This window comes from Modicisalibacter coralii (genome assembly GCF_004117855.1).
Lineage (GTDB): Bacteria > Pseudomonadota > Gammaproteobacteria > Pseudomonadales > Halomonadaceae > Modicisalibacter > Modicisalibacter coralii.
This window is the reverse complement of sequence record NZ_QWBW01000015.1, coordinates 109,162-124,258: the sequence shown is the minus strand read 5'-3', so window position 1 is coordinate 124,258 and position 15,097 is coordinate 109,162. Positions and strand designations below refer to the sequence as shown.

Below are 15,097 nucleotides of genomic sequence, written 5' to 3'. Positions count from 1 at the left end.
TATAATAAATTACTGGTGACGCAAGGGAGAGGGTATGAACCAAGCTGTAAATGTCTTGACTGGCAATTTTCCTTTTGAAGGTGTGATTATAGAGAAGTTGATGATCCACCATGTGTTTGCGCCAGCCGAGGATAAAACTCGGGTGCCGCCTGCAATTAAAAAGCATTTTATTAATTTGAATGCTGAAGAGAAGTCGGCTCTTCAAAGCCGTGTGACTGCCGCGCTTGGCAATAAGTCCCATGGCATTGAGATGAGCATTGATCAGGCGGATGAAGGGAGTTTTTTTCAAATTGCAGCAGAAATGCTGCACTGTGATGTAGACCGCTTTATTGAGCTTTCAGAAGTTTTAGCAAATAATTTGACTGATGCTCTGACGAGAAAGATTCCGGGTGGAGTTATGGCGATCATCTCTGGGCGGGTTGGTGAGCATGCCAGACCGTTTGTCTCAGTGATAAAAGCAGAGTTTCAAGATGGATTTACCACTGAGGCTGTAGATGATCAAACGGTAGCTTTGAACTATGTTAGAGACATTTTTCTTACTGAAGCTCAGAAGCTCTATAAGATTGGCTGCTTAGTTGAGACTGTTTCGGCCCCTCCGGAAAATGGAAGGTATAATAAATCAAATTATAGAGCGTTTTTGTTCGATCATTTGCTGACCAGTGTTGAGACGCGAACTGCAGCTTCATATTTTTATAATACTTTTCTTGGCATGGGGATTAGCTCTTCTTCCAAAAAGCTAACGCAAAATTTTTATGAGTATACTGTTGACTACATCAACTCTCTAGATGTTGATGAAGGTAAGAAATTTGATTATGTAGAGTCGTTGCGGGCAGAGCTTAAAAGTCAAACTGCTATCGTTAGTTCAGCAGATTTTGCCGAAAAGTATCTTGAAGAAGATCACTCTGAAGCCTATGTTGATTACATGCAGGATCGAGGCTTCCCTCAGGGTGGCGTTGAGAAGGATGTAGAGTATATTGAGTCTAAGCTCAGGAAGAAAAGAAAGGTCAATTTCACCTCGGGCATTTCCATAACGGGGCCTTCTGATGACTTCCAGAACTTGGTTACAGTAGAAGAGCGTGGTGACAATGATACTTTAGTTAGAATTCAGGGTAATGTAAGTGACCTAGGATGACTACTGAAGAAGAGTTTGCAGAGTATCTTGAGTCCATAAGGCCTGCTTTGCAGGCCTGGGGAGACTATGTCAGCGAAATCGTTAAGCACGAAATTTCTAACCGGCTTGGCGCACTGTCTCCCCAGTTTTTAAAAATTGACGCTACTCCAAGAGTGAAAGCCGTAAATTCGGCGTTGAATAAAATAAGTATAAAGCAATACGATGATCCTAAGACGCAAATGACAGATCTCGTTGGGGTAAGGTTTGTGGTTCTCACTACAGACGACCTATGCCTTGTCGAAAAAATTATTGAGCATCAAGACTGGGGGTGGGAAGTATCTAAAGATTTTGCACTCGATATAGAGGTGAGTCCAAAAGTATTTGACTACCAATCTAAACATTACGAGGTTCGGCCTAAAAGGGACTTGGACGTCGGTGGAGTAAGGGTACCCGATTTTATTTGTTGTGAAGTTCAAGTAAGGACTCTGCTTCAGCACGCATATGCTGAGCTGGTGCATGATAATATCTATAAAGCTAAAGGGGTGGTGCCTCCCTCAGCGGAAAGATATGTTTCAAGAAGCATGGCTTTGATGGAAACCACAGATGAAATATTTTGTACAGCTTTGCAAAAGCTGCAGGCAGAGAATTATAAGCGGGATTCCGTGATCAAGGTCTTGGAGAAGGTTTTTTCAGAAGACTTTGGGTTGCAAGTTGATGATCCTGATAGACAGCTGCACTTTGCGGTTTTGGAAAGTTATGCTGATGCAGTTGAGGAGTTTTCTTCTGAGAGGTTAAGAGATATTTTTGATAAGAAGAAATTTATCAGGCATTTTGTTGAGGATCGTTATGGAGAGTTTTATTTCTTCAGGCAGCCGATCGTTCTTTTTGTGTATTATATTATTTCAGTTTACGGAATGACATACTTTTGGAGTAATTGGCCGCTTTCTGTTTACAATAAAGAAGTGAAATATGTGGCTAATGACCTTGGCGAATCTTTTACTCCTCATGGACGCTGAAGAATCAACTAAACATTATGTGCGGCCGCTTAGCTCTCTATAGCCTATATCCCAAGCTCTCCCAGGCCCTGCGCCTGCCGCTGGGGCCTCGGAAACTGACACCGCGCTACAATGTGGCGCCGGGCACTTGGATCACCGCGGTGCGCCATCCTAGCGATGATGCGCCGCTGGTGATGGACGAGGTGTGGTGGGGCTACCGGCCGCACTGGGCGAAAGAGAAGGCACCGGAGCCCATCAACGCCACCGTCGAGAAGGTGGCCACCTCCAACTACTTCAAAGGGGCGTTCGCCCATCACCGCTGCCTGGTGCCGGCGGATGGCTGGTACGAGTGGCTGCTGGTGGACGGGAAGAAGCAGCCGCACTTCCTGTGCCGCGAGGATCGCGAGCCGATCTGGCTGGCGGGCATCTGGAGCGAGCGGCCGGACGGCAAGCCCGGCTGCGCGATCCTCACCGAGCCGGCCCGCGGCGTGGCGGCAAAGATCCACTTCCGCATGCCCCTGGCCCTGGACGAGGAGAGCCTCGAGCCATGGCTCGATCCTCTCCTGACTGATCGCGAGACGATCCGCCACATCGTCCACCACCTGCCCCCCGAGCGGATCACCCACTGGCCGGTGAGTACCCGGGTGAACAAGCCCACTCAGGATGACGCGGAACTGATCGATCCCGTCGACGCCTGACCGATCCAGTGCTCGGTAGCGTGGCCGCAGGCATGGCAGACGACGCGGTAATGCCTGCTTTCCAGCTTCTCCAGTGTGAACGTCGCCCATTGTGGGCCGTTCTGCGCGGATCTCGACGGCTCCGCAGGGGCACATCATCACCCAGCGTCCCATGGGAACCGGCATCAGTGTGATCTCTGGCATGGTGAATCCTCCCCGTTGCTTTCAGGCTAGATGGGGGGAGGAAAGCGCTATGTAGGTGTAGGACATCCGCGACATCATGCGTCATGGATCTCTTATGCCGCTGTCAGGTTCTGGCCTTGGGCAACTCTCGCCACTGCGTGGTCCACCTCGGCGTGCGGTGCGCGCAGCGCAGGTGCCAGGCGGCGTTCTGACGCGGCACGCCCAGGCGTACCGTTCCCTTGCCCATCCTCCCGTTCAGCTCGTCCAGGGCGGCCATCAGTTGGTGGTCGCGTTCGCGCTGGACTTCCCGCTCGGGCGTGTCGAGCAGCGAGAGCTGCTCGCGGTTGGCGTCCACCAGGTCGAGCAGCATTACGCCGGCCTTCATAAAGCGATACCCGCGGCGATAGATCGCCTCGAGCCCCTGCTGCGCGGCGGCCAGGATCGGCCGGCTGTCGTCGCTGGGCTCGGGCAGCTCGACGACGACGCTGGGCGAGTACTGGGGCAGGTCGGACCGGTGGCGGTTGGTCTTGAGGAACACGAGCACGGCGCGGGCGTGGCTGTCCTGCTGGCGGAGCTTCTCGGCGCCGCGCTGGGCGTGCTGGCGGATGGCGTCCTGCAGCTCGCCCAGCTCGCCGGTCAGGCGGCCAAAGGAGCGCGAGGTCATGATGCGCTGGCGGGGCTCGCTGGCGTCGTTGAGCTCGATGCAGGGCGTGCCTTGGAGCTCGCGCACGGTGCGTTCGAGGGTGACGGAGTAGCGTCGGCGGATGGCCTTGGGGTCGGCCTGGCGGAGATCCCAGGCGGTCTCGATGCCCTGAATGGCCAGCCGCTCGACCAGCCGGCGGCCGACGCCCCAGACGTCGCCCAGGGCGGTGCGCTCGAGCAGGCGTCGTGTGTCGTCGCCGTCGGCGTGCATCACGCACACCCCGTCGAATTCCGGCAGATTCTTGGCGGCGCGGTTGGCCAGCTTGGCCAAGGTGCGGGTGGGCGCCACGCCCACGCAGACAGGGATGCCGGTGAACTGGCGCACGTTGCGGTAGAGCGTGCGCGCGAGTGCCTGGGTGGTGGCGGCGTCGAAGTCGTCGAACCTGACGAACATCTCGTCGATGGAGTAGGGCTCGACGCCGGCGGAGAACTCCTCGAGGACCTCGCGCACCCGGGCGCTCATGTCGCCGTAGAGCTCGTAGTTGGAGGAGAGTAGGTGAATGCGGCCCTGGTTGACCCACTGCTGCAGCTCGAAGGCTGGGGTGCCCATCTCGACGCCCAGGGCCTTGAGCTCGTTGGAGCGGGCGATCACGCAGCCGTCGTTGTTGGACATCACGCCCACCGGCAGGCCCTCGAGCCGCGGCTGGAAGACGCGCTCGCAGCTGACGTAGAAGTTGTTGCAGTCCACCAACCCGATCATACGGCGTACTCGTGGATGACCGAGCGCACCACGCCCCATACCTGGCAGTCGAGGTTGGCGAGCGGGATCGGCGCGTACTGGCTGTTGCCGGAGCACAGGTAGGGCCGCTTCCCGATCATCTCGTAGCGCTTCACGATCACCTCGCCGTCGACCAGGGCGACGACGATGTGTCCGGGGCGGGCGTCGATCGAGCGGTCCACCACCAGGGTGTCGCCGTCCTGGATGCCGAACTCGACCATGCTGTCACCGGTGACGGTCATAAAAAACGTGGCCGCGGGGCGCTTCACCAGCCGCTCGTTGAGGTCGAGCGTGCGGCCGACGTAGTCCTCCGCCGGCGAGGGGAAGCCGGAGATGCCGGCGCGGATGGTGGCCAGCGGATGGGGCAGGGCGCTGTACGGCGGTGCCGGGTGCGGATGGCGGATCTCGGGATCGCGCATGGCGGTTCCTCTTGTCAAATACTGTTCATTTATACAGTATTCGACAGCAGCACACCCTTAGGCAAACGCTAATATGAACAGCAGTCAGGGGGAACAAGCGGCCGGGCCCGGCATGGCGCGGATTGTGGCAGGATCACGAATTGGCAGGAATGAACATTTACCGGATGCTGGATCACAATCCAGCATCCTGAAGGACAGCAGCTACATCCTGTCGTCATTCTCAATATATCCGTCCTTGCCATAATTTTTATCGATGAAATTTTCAATGAGCTCGTCCTGATCACTGTCCAGCTCATCTATAGGTGTGCCCTCAAAATCTAATGCTCGCATAGCTTCCTTCAGCACCTCCGGGCGTATCATAGTCATAGCGTGCACCTCCTGTGTGAAATGGCTTTAGTGGGAACGCAAGCTATGGGGGCTGGAGTCTGTAAATTCAATCGCCCTAATAAAAAAATATGTGCTGGGCATCTAGCCCCTCCATGATGGAGGGGCTTAACGTATGCGCTTTACACAAGGTCTCGCTCGGCAAACGAAACGCAGGCATCCAAGCCGATCACCAAATGGTCAACGACGCGAATCTCCACCAGTCCCAGTGCCTCCTTCAGCCGCTGGGTGATGCGTCGGTCGGCGTCACTGGGTTCGGGATCACCCGAGGGATGGTTGTGAACCAGGATCACTGCAGCAGCGTTGCAGGCCAGGGCATGCTTGACCACTTCACGCGGGTAGACGCTCGCTGAGTCGATGGTGCCGCGAAACAGCTCCTCGAAGCAGATTACCCGATGTTGGCTGTCGAGGAACAGGGTGCTGAAGACCTCGTGCTCGTAGTCCTGCAGCAGCACCTGCAGGTACTCGAACGCGAGAGCTGGCTGGGTGATCTTGCGTCCTTTGGCCAGTCGGCGACGAGCGAATGCCTTGGCGATGTTTAAGAGCTCCGATTCAGTCACCGTGTCGGTGATGCGATAGGTGCCGGCGGTCTCGCCGGCACTCAGCTTGCGGTGGTGCATGGTGTTGCTCCTTAGGCCGCCATGACCATGGCCATGCGGCGTTCCAGCTCCTCATAGAACGCCTCGACGCGTTCGGCGATGGTGCGGATCATCACCTCGTCCCGGTAGGCGCGCTTCACGAACAGCGGCATGCCTGGCCAGTAGCTGACGAAGTCGATCCACTCGCACTCGCTGACCCACAGCCCGCCTTGGCACTGAGCGACGTGCTCCTGGGGCAGCTCGTCGGTCAGCAGTAGCTCGATCTGGTACTTGGGCAGCTTGGTCTTGATTTCGACTAGGCCATTGCTGTCGACCAGGCAGTCAGGCGAGTAGCCCACCCCGTGGTTGAGGATGATGCCGACCTGCTCCAGTTGGGGCAGGCCGGCGGCCTCGTGATAGAGCTCCCGGGCCACGGGTTCCAGCTCATGACCGCGCTGGGTGTGAGCGTTGCCCTGGAAGGCATCGGAGGGCTCGCCGGTGATGCGCTCGCCGATCAGCTGATGCATGTAGCTCATCGCACCGGTACCGAAGCCTCCCGGCCCCTTGCCCTTGACCAGCAGAGTCTTCAGCTCGGACATGGTGACGATGCCCAGACGGGCGGCATGCCACTCGGGCGTGCCCTGTTCCAGTGTCAGGGTCTGCATGACGATCTCCTTCTCGATGACACGGCATAGGCCAGCGAGGGGAGGCCCCTCGCCGGCCGCTCAGTGATGTTGACGGTTGGGCTGGGCCCGCTTCTGCAGGGAGGCACGCAGCTTGTCGAAGTCACCACGGGGCACCTGCTGGGCGTCGCCGTACTTACCGACGAACCACTCCTGGGTCGCTGGGGGACAGGCGGCAATCAGCTGCCGGATCTGCCCGGCCTGGAAGGGCGTGACCAGATTCACCGGGGCGGCGGCGTGGCCGTTGTCGTCCTGGCCCCGGGTGGTGATGTTGAGCAGGGCGCAGAGCACGTAGCGCTTGCCATAGCTGGTAGAGGAACCGAAGGCCTGGACGGCGTTCTTGCTGCCGCTGGTATCGGCCGGCAACAGCATGCTGGTTTCTTCACGATGACCGTCCTGGTGCATCAGCACGCCGGTCACCTGAATGCCACGCTCCTGGGTCTGAATCCGGAAGCTCACCGCGAAGCCGTGCTTCTTCATGATCGGACGCACGGTATCGACGATGTCTTCTAGGGTGGCGTAGTGCCCGTTATTGGTCTTGCCACGCTCGGCGATGCTTGGCAGCTCGGTCTGCATGGCCGCCATGGCGGCGCTATAGGCCATCAGTGCCTGGCGGTCGAGCACCCGCTCCTGCATTTGCAACAGGCGCTCCATCTTGTCGATGTCGACCTCGGGATTGAGGGCGGCCCGCTCGATCACCTGGATGATCGCGGTGCTGTCCTGGGTTGCTTGAGCGATCGGTGTCTGGTCGGCGGTCTTGGGATGAATGGGGGTTGCCATGATGGCCTCCGTTATCGATAGCGTTGGATGACGTCAGGGAGCTCCTCGGTCGGGACCGGCTCCAGGGATACGGCCACGCGATAGACCTGACCCTTGGCCAGCACGTGGGTCTCGGTCGCTTGCTCGCCAGCCTCGAGTAACTGACGCGTCAGCTGGGTCAGGGCATGGCAGATCTCGAATGTCATGGGTGGTTGCATCGGTACCTCCATAAACAAAAACGCCCGGCCTTTGATGGGCCGGGCGCTATGCCGTGGTGAGGGAAAGACGGGGGAGAACGAAGGGCGCCGTTCAGGCCACCAGCGCAAGGGCGGACTCCAGCGCCTTGTCCTTGAGGCCGGCGCCCTGGCCGAACCAGGCGGAGTCCATGCGGTAATCGTTGCTGCGAGCACGCTTCTCGTGGTCCACGTACTCGGTGACCGCGTTGAGCAGGCCCCAGGCGGTGCCTTGCGCCGTGCACAGCTGAGAACCGCGTCCCTCGCCCTGGTAAAGCTTCTGGACGCGATTGAGGGCACGGAAGTTAGGTAGCTTGGACGGATCCTCCAGCGGCGCCTCGGCGTTGCAGATCACCGACTGGAAGTAGGTCCTCGCTTCTTCCTGGCTGACCTTGCGCTCGGCCAGGGTTTTCAGGCGATACATGAAGTCGTCCCACTGGGACACGGAGATCCCCAGCTGCTGTTTGACCAGCTGCGGACGGAACTCGGTGCTGTGCGGCACCTTCACGCCTTGCGAAGTACCGTCCACGGCGATGGTCAGGGTGTTGTTGCAGACCACCCGCACGGACGTCGGGGTGGCGACGGTAGCCAGTGAACCGTCGCAGGAGGTGGCCAGCAGCAGGTAGTCGTTGACCTGATCCTGGCCCTTCAGAGCTCCGCCCAGGCCACTGCGCGCCAGAGCCCAGAACTTGCGGCCACCCTTGAGCACGCCGGCCGTCTCGAGCTCATAGCCTGCGTATTCCGTGAGATCCCGGTAGAACTCCAGCACCTCTTCCGGCTGTACCACCTTGTAGCGTTGGGAGACCACCGACAGCGGGGCCTGGGTGTCGGAGCGATAGAGCACCTTCTGCTCCGGGAAGGAGTGGATGCTGCCCAAGTGGCCCGCGCCATTGGTGATGAAGCGCACCGGGGATTCCTCGATGTGCCAGTCCATGCCGGCCTGCTGCCGCCAGACTTCCAGCGGCTGGTGACGGGACAGCTGCTGGCCCAGACCATGCCAGGGGGTATCGCCGACGTAGGCCATGTGTTCGATCAGATGTGCCATGGGGAAAGCTCCTTGGATGTCGAGCACGGCATAACGGCCCGCTCCCCTAGGAGTAGGCCGACTGTGAGCAAGTAGAGAAAGAATCGTGTGGGTATCGCCGATCAGCGATGGACTCGTGAGACGGACCGTGAGGGGTCAATCGACATGGGGGCGAAAGGTGTGGCCACAGGCACGGCACTCGAGATTGTCGAGCACCTGGCTATCAAGCTCGCTGCCGAGGCGAGCCCCGGCGACGCCGCCCGCCGTGCCACCGACCAATCCACCAAAGACGGCGCCAGCGATGCTTCCGACGGCGATCCCTACCGGACCGCCTACTGCGCCAACCAACGCGCCGGCCTCGGCACCACTCCAGGCACCAGCCGCCCCACTGGCGGTGCCGGCCACCGCACCCGTGGTGCCACCTACCTTCCGACCATGATGGCGCGACACCACCCGCGATGCGCCACAGCTGGGACAAGACATCGTCATTGAACTGCCTCCTCAAAATAGAAAAAAGAGAATCAAAGCCATCCATCTATGGCTTCAAGGAGGTAGTACAGGTTTGAAAAATTATTGATTCGAATATCCGGCAGACCAGGAATCCTATACGGCGGCACCGTGCCATCCAGGTCTCATTTGCGCCTATTCAGCGCCCGGTCCGGCAGAGACGTATTTTTTTACATCGCTGAATTATGGGTTGAGCGGTAAGTGAAAGGCAGTCTGAAATACATCACAGCGAGACAAAGATGGCGAAATATTTGATGCATCGTCTTGATGTATTGTGCGAGTAATTAAGCAAGGAGGATTTCAGGTAAAACCTTGTAGTTTTGTTTTGTTTAAAGGGGGTGGCTAGCAATTAAGAGGTTTTTGATTTTAGGGTAAGTTAGTATTGTCTAGTAATTATTATTGCAATGCATTATTTTTGATTGGTGGTGATGTACTGCTGGGTGGCTGCTAGTAAAACCCATGTGACCATGAAGGGTCACAATGCTGCCTTGTTTAGTGTCTAACTCACATTGTCTCTGGGGGAAGAGGCTTGTTAACTAAATACGAAGGAGTTTTATCATGAAGCCTGCACCATCACGTCTTGCCGAAAATACTAACCTAAATCTAATATACGATCCCATTTATCAACCTGAGCCTGGTGTGGTTTTGCCAATACAAACCAGTAAAGGACCATTGGTGGAAGATTACCTGTATCGCCTGTATCGTGTGATTTGTCAAGCCATTGAAGATCATAAGCGTGTACTCGCCTGTCGATTCGACTTAACCCTTCCACATGGCGTGCCTCTGCCAGAAGATGCCGCTACCAATGGTCCAATTAATCGATTCCACAAGTCATTAAATGCCAAGATTGCTCATGACAGAAAAATGAAACAAGCTCAGGGTATTCCTCATGGCTGTCGTGTGCGTTACGCCCGTGCACGGGAGATAAGTCAGGACGGGATGCCCCATTACCATGTTCTACTACTGTTGAACCTACATGCCTACTACACTCCCGGGAATTGGAATTATGAAGGGAAAAATTTGTTCTGGCGTGTAGCTGAAGCCTGGGCCAGCGCTTTGCAGGTTTCCTTAGAGGACGCAGTAGGGCAAGTTAGATTGTGTCGCTCTTCAAACACGTCGTGCTATTATTTAGAGCCGGCTAACGGGTATCAGGCTTTGCCCGCTCTATTTGAGTGGTCCAGTTACCTCTGCAAGGCACATTCTAAACAATACGGCGGCCATGTTCATGCTTTTGAGACTAGTCGAAGATAAAAAAATATTTATCATAATTGAGGTTTTCTGAGTAATCAGAGATTCAAGCTTCTTAAAGTACCTCGTTATTTTGTCAAGCATTATTTTCTTGCATGACCTATCTTATGTGCGGCAGTGCCGTTGTTCTGTCGCCTCTTTTTATCTCTCCATCTGTTGACCACAACTGGGAAAGGAGATATCTCATGTCGCAAGGTTTCCATAATGAAGACCTATTTGCTGCTTCTCTGCGAGAGCGGTTCCCAGAGCATGCTGATAGAGTCATGGCGAAGTCAGGATTGCCGATTCGTGAAAAGGCGAGATCATGTCCTGCGCAGTCGCTGACACATTCTTTCTCTCAAACTTCCGAATTAGTTTCCACAGCTAACCCTATTTCATCGGACGCAGTTCTTCAATGTTATCAAAACACAACCACACAGGCTGAAATAACAGTCGAGGAGTTGGTCAGTGCCATGCGTTCTTTGCGTCACAAGAAAAGACTGACTCAGAGAGAGTTTGCTGCTCAGTTAGGAATCAGCCCGCGAACCCTCCAGGATTGGGAGCAGGAGCGTAGGCTTCCATCTGGGCCGGCCAAGGCACTTCTTCAGCAGCGCCTCCAGGAGGTGCTCTGACGCCATGCATCGACCAAAGTCTTGGTCGCTGTTGGCAGCCCAATTGGAGCGACAACCAGAGAATCACGTCGTCATCTGGCCCCAATACGCGCTATGACTGCTATTCCATAGCAGAAATAGCAAAAATCAGGTTCTGATGACCAGAAAAAAGAGCAGGTCTCTGCCATAGACTCTCCTTGATGTCAATGGCTTTGCATGATTTAACCCTGGCTTTTAGCAAGGCCCTCCAAGGATGTTGGCATGGGGTCCACTCTTGGCCAGGCACGGCGACTGATAGCCCGTGCAAACACACAGCCATAAGGAGCCAGGAGATGCACAACCCGTTCAGACTCAAACGCCCCCTTCTGCCGGGGCCCGGGGAGTTCGATGCTGCAGTTATGGAAGGGTCGCTGTTTTGGGAAGCCACTCAAGAGCTGAGCCGCAATATACAGGTACCACCTGATATGGCTGGTCTCACTTTTCTTGGTGCTTTGGCTACCGCCTGTCAAGGCACACATGACGTGCGCATGCCCTATGGCAACCTGAAGCCACTTTCTCTGGCGATCAATATCATCGCACCACCTGGAGAGCGAAAGTCAGCACTATTAAACCGGGTGATGTCGCCTATTAATGATCTGGAACGCCAGCAGAGAAGTGAATATGCGAAGAATCTGGAGCTATACCAGGCCGAGCAAAGTCAGTGGCTTGCAGAGAAAAAATCGTTAACAGAACAAATCTATCGGAACAAAACGAAAGGCTCTCGTACCGATAAGCAAAGTCTCGAACTTAAAGAACTATACGAAAGGAAGCCGGAGAGGCCAAAGGAAATGGCGATGGTCTATGAAGATGCAACACCCGAAGCTGTTTTCAAAGGTCTTCATGAGGATTTCTCCTCAGCTAGCGTCGTTACCGATGAAGGTCATACGGCCATGAAGAGTGCTTTGTTTAGAGAGTTGGGTAAACTGAACACGCTATGGAGTGGTGGTACCATTACGACTGCGCGTGCTACATCTGGTGGTGTGACTCTGGATAACGCACGGTTAAGCATAATGATGCTGGTGCAACCAGGGGTAATGCAATCTCACTTGGAGCAGCATGGTCAGCGTGAGCGAGAATCCGGTCTATGGGGACGGTTTCTCGTGTGTTGCCCGGCTTCCCTGCAGGGGTCTCGGTTTATGGATGCGCATCATCAGGTGAGTTGGGATGCTTGGGAAATGGCTCGACAACGTCTCGCAAGCTTGGTGCTGGAAAACTTAGTTTTGACTGAGAACATTCCACATGAACGTCGTGCCCTCGAATTTTCAGCTGAGGCCCATGAGTGCTGGGTTAAGGTCCATAATGAAATTGAGGCTCAGCTCGCTTTTGGGGAGCGGTTTTTCTTAGTGCCTGATCATGCTAACAAGCTTGCGGAGAATATTGCCCGTGTCGCCGCACTTCTCCATCTTCTAGAGGAGGATGAGGAGGGGGGCGACGAGGAAGGCAAGATTGGAATTCGTTCTTTGCGGCAAGCGATAGAGCTCTGTAGCTGGTACTCAAACTACTTTCAGCAGATCTTTGTTCCACCTCCGCAAGAGGAGTTAGATGCTCAGTTGCTGAGCGAGTACTTGAATGAAGTCCGGCAGTGCCGATACCAAGTCATTCGCTACAATGACGTTCGCCAGCGTGGTCCCAATCCAATTCGCAATAAAAAGCGATTACAGGCAGCTATAGAGGTGTTGATGTCGTATGGGGAAGTAGATCTCTTCATGCAAGGTAAAACCAAGTTTATTAACCTATATCCTCAGGTACAGCCGATTCCTAGTGCCAGAGGTTTTTGAGGATTTTATTACAAAGCGCCGCTAGCAGCGGCGCTTTTTGCCGTATGGTGTCTTGGTTATTGGTCAAATGTTACGTTCATCTTAGTGATTTTGGCGAACTTGACTTTCTTGTTGGCGTTATCTTGAAAATCCTTGAGGACGTGCTCGTTTTTGAGGATGAGCTGGTGTATCTTGTCCATCAGCTTGTCCCGGTCAGTAGGCAGGGGGAAATCCTGATCTTGAATCAACGGAATTAAGTCGTCGGCGATGGTTGTGGCAGTCTCTACCGGTTCAGGCCAGCCGTTGGGCGGGCGCTTCTTCAGTTTGCTGCGTACTAAAGAGCGGAGCAGTATCGACACTTCATCCTCTTTCGCTCGCTTGGCCTCATGGGCTTTTTTAGAGCGCTGGGAATAGTCCTTATCCCGGACTTGTGTGAGAATATGAAAAGCTGACCAGTATCGATTAGCCCACTCCAAAGCGGTAAGCATCTCGCGTCCTTTTTCTTTTATCTTCTCTTCCTTCACCCTTCCGCTGTCATTGGACTCTATTAAGTCGATGTCTCGTTCGTACAAGATGCTGACATAAACTGCTTGGCAGAGGGCAGCATCGTAATACTTATCAACTAGCTGGTCTAGAGTTTCTTGTTTCTGGCTTGCGCGAAGCTCTTCTTCCCAATCTTTTTTAGGATCTATCTGACCAGTCGCCATACGCTTGACCATATCTTGCATGTTCGCCATGAAGTCGAGATGATCCATGTTGGAATGGCTTCGGCGAATCTCGGTCAATAAATCCTTACTACGACGATAGATGGTGAGAATTAGATCGTCCATGAAGGAATTCCTCTTCTATGTTGCTTGAAATGCTTGGGCTTTATGATGGGAGTCACAATTGGAAAAGTGAATCAAGCCGCATTTCAAAATTACCATGTAGAGGTGCTGTGTTTCCATGCTCGTAGGGTCTTTTGACAAGGGCGTTCCTATGACTGCGGCTATTCCGTCATCCATGTTTTTAATGGAATGTCAATGCCTTTGCTTGATGGAGCGGCGATTTTTAGCAGCCGTGCAGAGAGAGCCTCGCCGTCCTGGGATGATCTGATTGTCATCCAGCGAAGCCGCATGATGCTGGAAAATTCAACCAGGTCACCTCTGAAGTAAGGAAAGCGCAATGGCACAGCAAGCAATCAACACCCAAACCAATAGGGCTATGGCATCGGGGCATGATGTGCCGCATAGGCCAAAAAAAGTATTGAGAATCAGTGAGTTGATCCTTCGTACAGGGCTGTCGAGATCGACTATTTACAGCAAGCTGGACCCAGGGTCAGCGGCATTCGACCCCACATTTCCGAAGCAGATCAAGCTGGGCAGCCGAGCCGTGGCATGGCTAGAAGAGGAGGTTGATGCGTGGTTGTGTCAGCAAGCCGGTCAGCGGCATTGATGCCAGCGAAGCAGTGCTTGTCCGCCGAGGTGGTATGGCTCGGCAGGGCGAGTGTTAGCTGCTACTATGCTGCCTATCACTATTTGTTAGGTTGTGCCTGCTTGGGCACAGTCGCCGCCAAGGAGGCCCGCGGGTGCCCAACGCATCACACCAGCCCATCTCGCTGGCGTCGCTCTCCACGCCGCAGCGGGAGCGTCTCGCCCATATCGACTTCACCCTCATGTTCAAGGGTGAGGCGGGGCGCGGTGACCTGATGGAGCGCTTCGCCATCGCGCCGACGCAGGCCACCAAGGACTTCGCGCTCTATCACGAGTTGGCGCCGGCCAACATCGTTTATGACAAGTCCAAGCGGCTGCATGTGAGAGCTCGCTCCTTCACGCCGCTGTTCGACTACGACACCACCCGCACCCTGGCTACCCTCTGCCAGGGACATGGTGATGGCTTCCTGGGAACGCTGCCGACCTCGGTGTGCTGCGAGATGGCCGATCAGCTCAATCAGCCGGATCTGGTCCTGGTAGCGGCGGTCAGCGAGGCCATGCACAAGAGCTGTGCGCTCTCGATTCGCTATGTGTCGCTCTCTAGTGGTGAGACAGAGCGCGAGATCGTGCCGCACACCTTGGTCGACAACGGCTTACGTTGGCACGTGCGGGCCTTCGATCGTCACTCCGGTGAGTTTCGCGACTTCGTGCTCACCCGCCTTCTGACAGTGTCTGTGCTCGAGCAGAGTGCTGCTCAGGAGCATGAGAGCCTCCTGCATGACCGTCAGTGGAATCGTTTCGTGGAGTTGGAACTGGTGCCTCACCCTGGGATTCGTCATCCCCAGGCCATCGAGCGCGACTACGGCATGCAGCAAGGCAAGCTGACTGTGGAGCTGCGAGCTGCGTTGGCCGGCTACCTGCTGCGGCGTTGGAACGTCGACTGCTCGTCCGATCACTCGCTGCAAGGGGCGGAGTACCAGCTGGCCCTGGCCAACGCCCCGGCCCTGTATGGGGTTAAGAATCTTCAGCTGGCCCCTGGTTACGATCAGGCCGAGCCGGTATAACGCGCCTTCGTGCG

The 15,097-nt window shown here is 55.3% G+C and carries 17 protein-coding genes; 8 read left to right on the top strand and 9 right to left on the bottom strand.

Annotation, left to right across the window (positions count from 1 at the left end; genetic code table 11):
• Nucleotides 1-34 precede the first annotated feature (34 nt).
• From D0901_RS10050 to D0901_RS10040, 3 genes are read left to right on the top strand one after another with little or no spacing between them, the layout of a single operon-like run.
• The gene (locus D0901_RS10050) at nucleotides 35-1,132 is read left to right on the top strand and encodes a nucleoid-associated protein (protein ID WP_129140170.1); all 1,098 of its coding nucleotides are present in this window, start codon (nucleotides 35-37) and stop codon (nucleotides 1,130-1,132) included.
• Nucleotides 1,129-2,127 (top strand): GTP pyrophosphokinase, encoded by a 999-nt coding sequence (locus D0901_RS10045; protein ID WP_129140169.1) that lies wholly within the window; start codon nucleotides 1,129-1,131, stop codon nucleotides 2,125-2,127. Before D0901_RS10050 ends, D0901_RS10045 begins: the two co-directional genes overlap by 4 nt.
• Before the next feature lie 17 nt (nucleotides 2,128-2,144).
• On the top strand, nucleotides 2,145-2,804 hold the full coding sequence (locus tag D0901_RS10040) for an SOS response-associated peptidase (protein WP_129140168.1): 660 nt from the start codon (nucleotides 2,145-2,147) through the stop codon (nucleotides 2,802-2,804).
• 286 nt (nucleotides 2,805-3,090) lie between these two features.
• Here D0901_RS10040 and D0901_RS10035 read toward each other — a convergent pair whose 3' ends face one another.
• The 8 genes from D0901_RS10035 to D0901_RS10005 form a co-directional block, all read right to left on the bottom strand.
• Entirely contained in the window at nucleotides 3,091-4,368 is a 1,278-nt protein-coding gene (locus D0901_RS10035) for a Y-family DNA polymerase (protein ID WP_129140167.1), read from the bottom strand.
• Nucleotides 4,365-4,805, bottom strand: coding sequence for a LexA family protein (locus tag D0901_RS10030; protein ID WP_129140166.1), 441 nt, complete (start codon nucleotides 4,803-4,805; stop codon nucleotides 4,365-4,367). The genes D0901_RS10035 and D0901_RS10030 overlap by 4 nt, the downstream gene beginning before the upstream one ends.
• Nucleotides 4,806-5,006: 201 nt before the next feature.
• Nucleotides 5,007-5,171, bottom strand: a complete 165-nt coding sequence (locus D0901_RS20895; protein WP_162500851.1) for a hypothetical protein — start codon at nucleotides 5,169-5,171, stop codon at nucleotides 5,007-5,009.
• A gap of 140 nt (nucleotides 5,172-5,311) precedes the next feature.
• Nucleotides 5,312-5,809 (bottom strand): RadC family protein, encoded by a 498-nt coding sequence (gene radC / locus D0901_RS10025; protein ID WP_129140165.1) that lies wholly within the window; start codon nucleotides 5,807-5,809, stop codon nucleotides 5,312-5,314.
• Between the two features lie 11 nt (nucleotides 5,810-5,820).
• A complete protein-coding gene (locus D0901_RS10020; protein WP_129140164.1) occupies nucleotides 5,821-6,432 on the bottom strand; it encodes a lambda exonuclease family protein in 612 nt (203 codons plus the stop codon).
• Nucleotides 6,433-6,492: 60 nt separating this feature from the next.
• Nucleotides 6,493-7,230, bottom strand: a complete 738-nt coding sequence (locus tag D0901_RS10015) for an ERF family protein (protein WP_129140163.1) — start codon at nucleotides 7,228-7,230, stop codon at nucleotides 6,493-6,495.
• Between the two features lie 11 nt (nucleotides 7,231-7,241).
• Nucleotides 7,242-7,427, bottom strand: a complete 186-nt coding sequence (locus tag D0901_RS10010) for a hypothetical protein (RefSeq protein WP_129140162.1) — start codon at nucleotides 7,425-7,427, stop codon at nucleotides 7,242-7,244.
• Between the two features lie 91 nt (nucleotides 7,428-7,518).
• Nucleotides 7,519-8,487: a DUF932 domain-containing protein gene (locus tag D0901_RS10005; RefSeq protein ID WP_129140161.1), complete on the bottom strand. Its 969-nt coding sequence runs from the start codon at nucleotides 8,485-8,487 to the stop codon at nucleotides 7,519-7,521.
• Between the two features lie 1,044 nt (nucleotides 8,488-9,531).
• Between D0901_RS10005 and D0901_RS09995 the strand changes: the two genes are divergently transcribed.
• The 3 genes from D0901_RS09995 to D0901_RS09985 all read left to right on the top strand — a co-directional run bounded on the left by D0901_RS09995 (nucleotide 9,532) and on the right by D0901_RS09985 (nucleotide 12,628).
• Nucleotides 9,532-10,224 (top strand): YagK/YfjJ domain-containing protein, encoded by a 693-nt coding sequence (locus tag D0901_RS09995; protein WP_129140159.1) that lies wholly within the window; start codon nucleotides 9,532-9,534, stop codon nucleotides 10,222-10,224.
• Between the two features lie 182 nt (nucleotides 10,225-10,406).
• Nucleotides 10,407-10,832 carry a helix-turn-helix domain-containing protein gene (locus D0901_RS21255; protein ID WP_233440394.1) on the top strand — a complete coding sequence of 142 codons (426 nt, stop codon included), beginning with the start codon at nucleotides 10,407-10,409 and terminating at the stop codon, nucleotides 10,830-10,832.
• A gap of 311 nt (nucleotides 10,833-11,143) precedes the next feature.
• On the top strand, nucleotides 11,144-12,628 hold the full coding sequence (locus D0901_RS09985) for a YfjI family protein (protein ID WP_162500850.1): 1,485 nt from the start codon (nucleotides 11,144-11,146) through the stop codon (nucleotides 12,626-12,628).
• 56 nt (nucleotides 12,629-12,684) lie between these two features.
• Here the strand turns inward: D0901_RS09985 and D0901_RS09980 are convergent, their stop codons facing one another.
• The gene (locus tag D0901_RS09980; RefSeq protein WP_129140157.1) at nucleotides 12,685-13,437 is read right to left on the bottom strand and encodes a hypothetical protein; all 753 of its coding nucleotides are present in this window, start codon (nucleotides 13,435-13,437) and stop codon (nucleotides 12,685-12,687) included.
• Between the two features lie 334 nt (nucleotides 13,438-13,771).
• On the opposite strand from D0901_RS09980, the gene D0901_RS09975 reads away from it, so the two are divergent.
• Complete coding sequence (locus tag D0901_RS09975; protein ID WP_233440393.1) at nucleotides 13,772-14,041, top strand: helix-turn-helix transcriptional regulator; 270 nt, start codon at nucleotides 13,772-13,774, stop codon at nucleotides 14,039-14,041.
• A 133-nt stretch (nucleotides 14,042-14,174) separates the two neighbouring features.
• Nucleotides 14,175-15,083 (top strand): WYL domain-containing protein, encoded by a 909-nt coding sequence (locus tag D0901_RS09970; RefSeq protein WP_233440392.1) that lies wholly within the window; start codon nucleotides 14,175-14,177, stop codon nucleotides 15,081-15,083.
• Nucleotides 15,084-15,097 lie beyond the last annotated feature (14 nt).

Bases quoted from the DNA above. Each gene is read 5' to 3' on its own strand.
- D0901_RS10020 (WP_129140164.1), bottom strand. From the start codon at position 6,432: ATGCAGACCCTGACACTGGAACAGGGCACGCCCGAGTGGCATGCCGCC.
- radC (WP_129140165.1), bottom strand. From the start codon at position 5,809: ATGCACCACCGCAAGCTGAGTGCCGGCGAGACCGCCGGCACCTATCGC.
- D0901_RS10030 (WP_129140166.1), bottom strand. From the start codon at position 4,805: ATGCGCGATCCCGAGATCCGCCATCCGCACCCGGCACCGCCGTACAGC.
- D0901_RS10050 (WP_129140170.1), top strand. From the start codon at position 35: ATGAACCAAGCTGTAAATGTCTTGACTGGCAATTTTCCTTTTGAAGGT.
- D0901_RS10035 (WP_129140167.1), bottom strand. From the start codon at position 4,368: ATGATCGGGTTGGTGGACTGCAACAACTTCTACGTCAGCTGCGAGCGC.
- D0901_RS09975 (WP_233440393.1), top strand. From the start codon at position 13,772: ATGGCACAGCAAGCAATCAACACCCAAACCAATAGGGCTATGGCATCG.
- D0901_RS10015 (WP_129140163.1), bottom strand. From the start codon at position 7,230: ATGGCAACCCCCATTCATCCCAAGACCGCCGACCAGACACCGATCGCT.
- D0901_RS09995 (WP_129140159.1), top strand. From the start codon at position 9,532: ATGAAGCCTGCACCATCACGTCTTGCCGAAAATACTAACCTAAATCTA.
- D0901_RS09980 (WP_129140157.1), bottom strand. From the start codon at position 13,437: ATGGACGATCTAATTCTCACCATCTATCGTCGTAGTAAGGATTTATTG.
- D0901_RS10005 (WP_129140161.1), bottom strand. From the start codon at position 8,487: ATGGCACATCTGATCGAACACATGGCCTACGTCGGCGATACCCCCTGG.
- D0901_RS09985 (WP_162500850.1), top strand. From the start codon at position 11,144: ATGCACAACCCGTTCAGACTCAAACGCCCCCTTCTGCCGGGGCCCGGG.
- D0901_RS10040 (WP_129140168.1), top strand. From the start codon at position 2,145: ATGTGCGGCCGCTTAGCTCTCTATAGCCTATATCCCAAGCTCTCCCAG.
- D0901_RS21255 (WP_233440394.1), top strand. From the start codon at position 10,407: ATGTCGCAAGGTTTCCATAATGAAGACCTATTTGCTGCTTCTCTGCGA.
- D0901_RS20895 (WP_162500851.1), bottom strand. From the start codon at position 5,171: ATGACTATGATACGCCCGGAGGTGCTGAAGGAAGCTATGCGAGCATTA.
- D0901_RS10010 (WP_129140162.1), bottom strand. From the start codon at position 7,427: ATGCAACCACCCATGACATTCGAGATCTGCCATGCCCTGACCCAGCTG.
- D0901_RS10045 (WP_129140169.1), top strand. From the start codon at position 1,129: ATGACTACTGAAGAAGAGTTTGCAGAGTATCTTGAGTCCATAAGGCCT.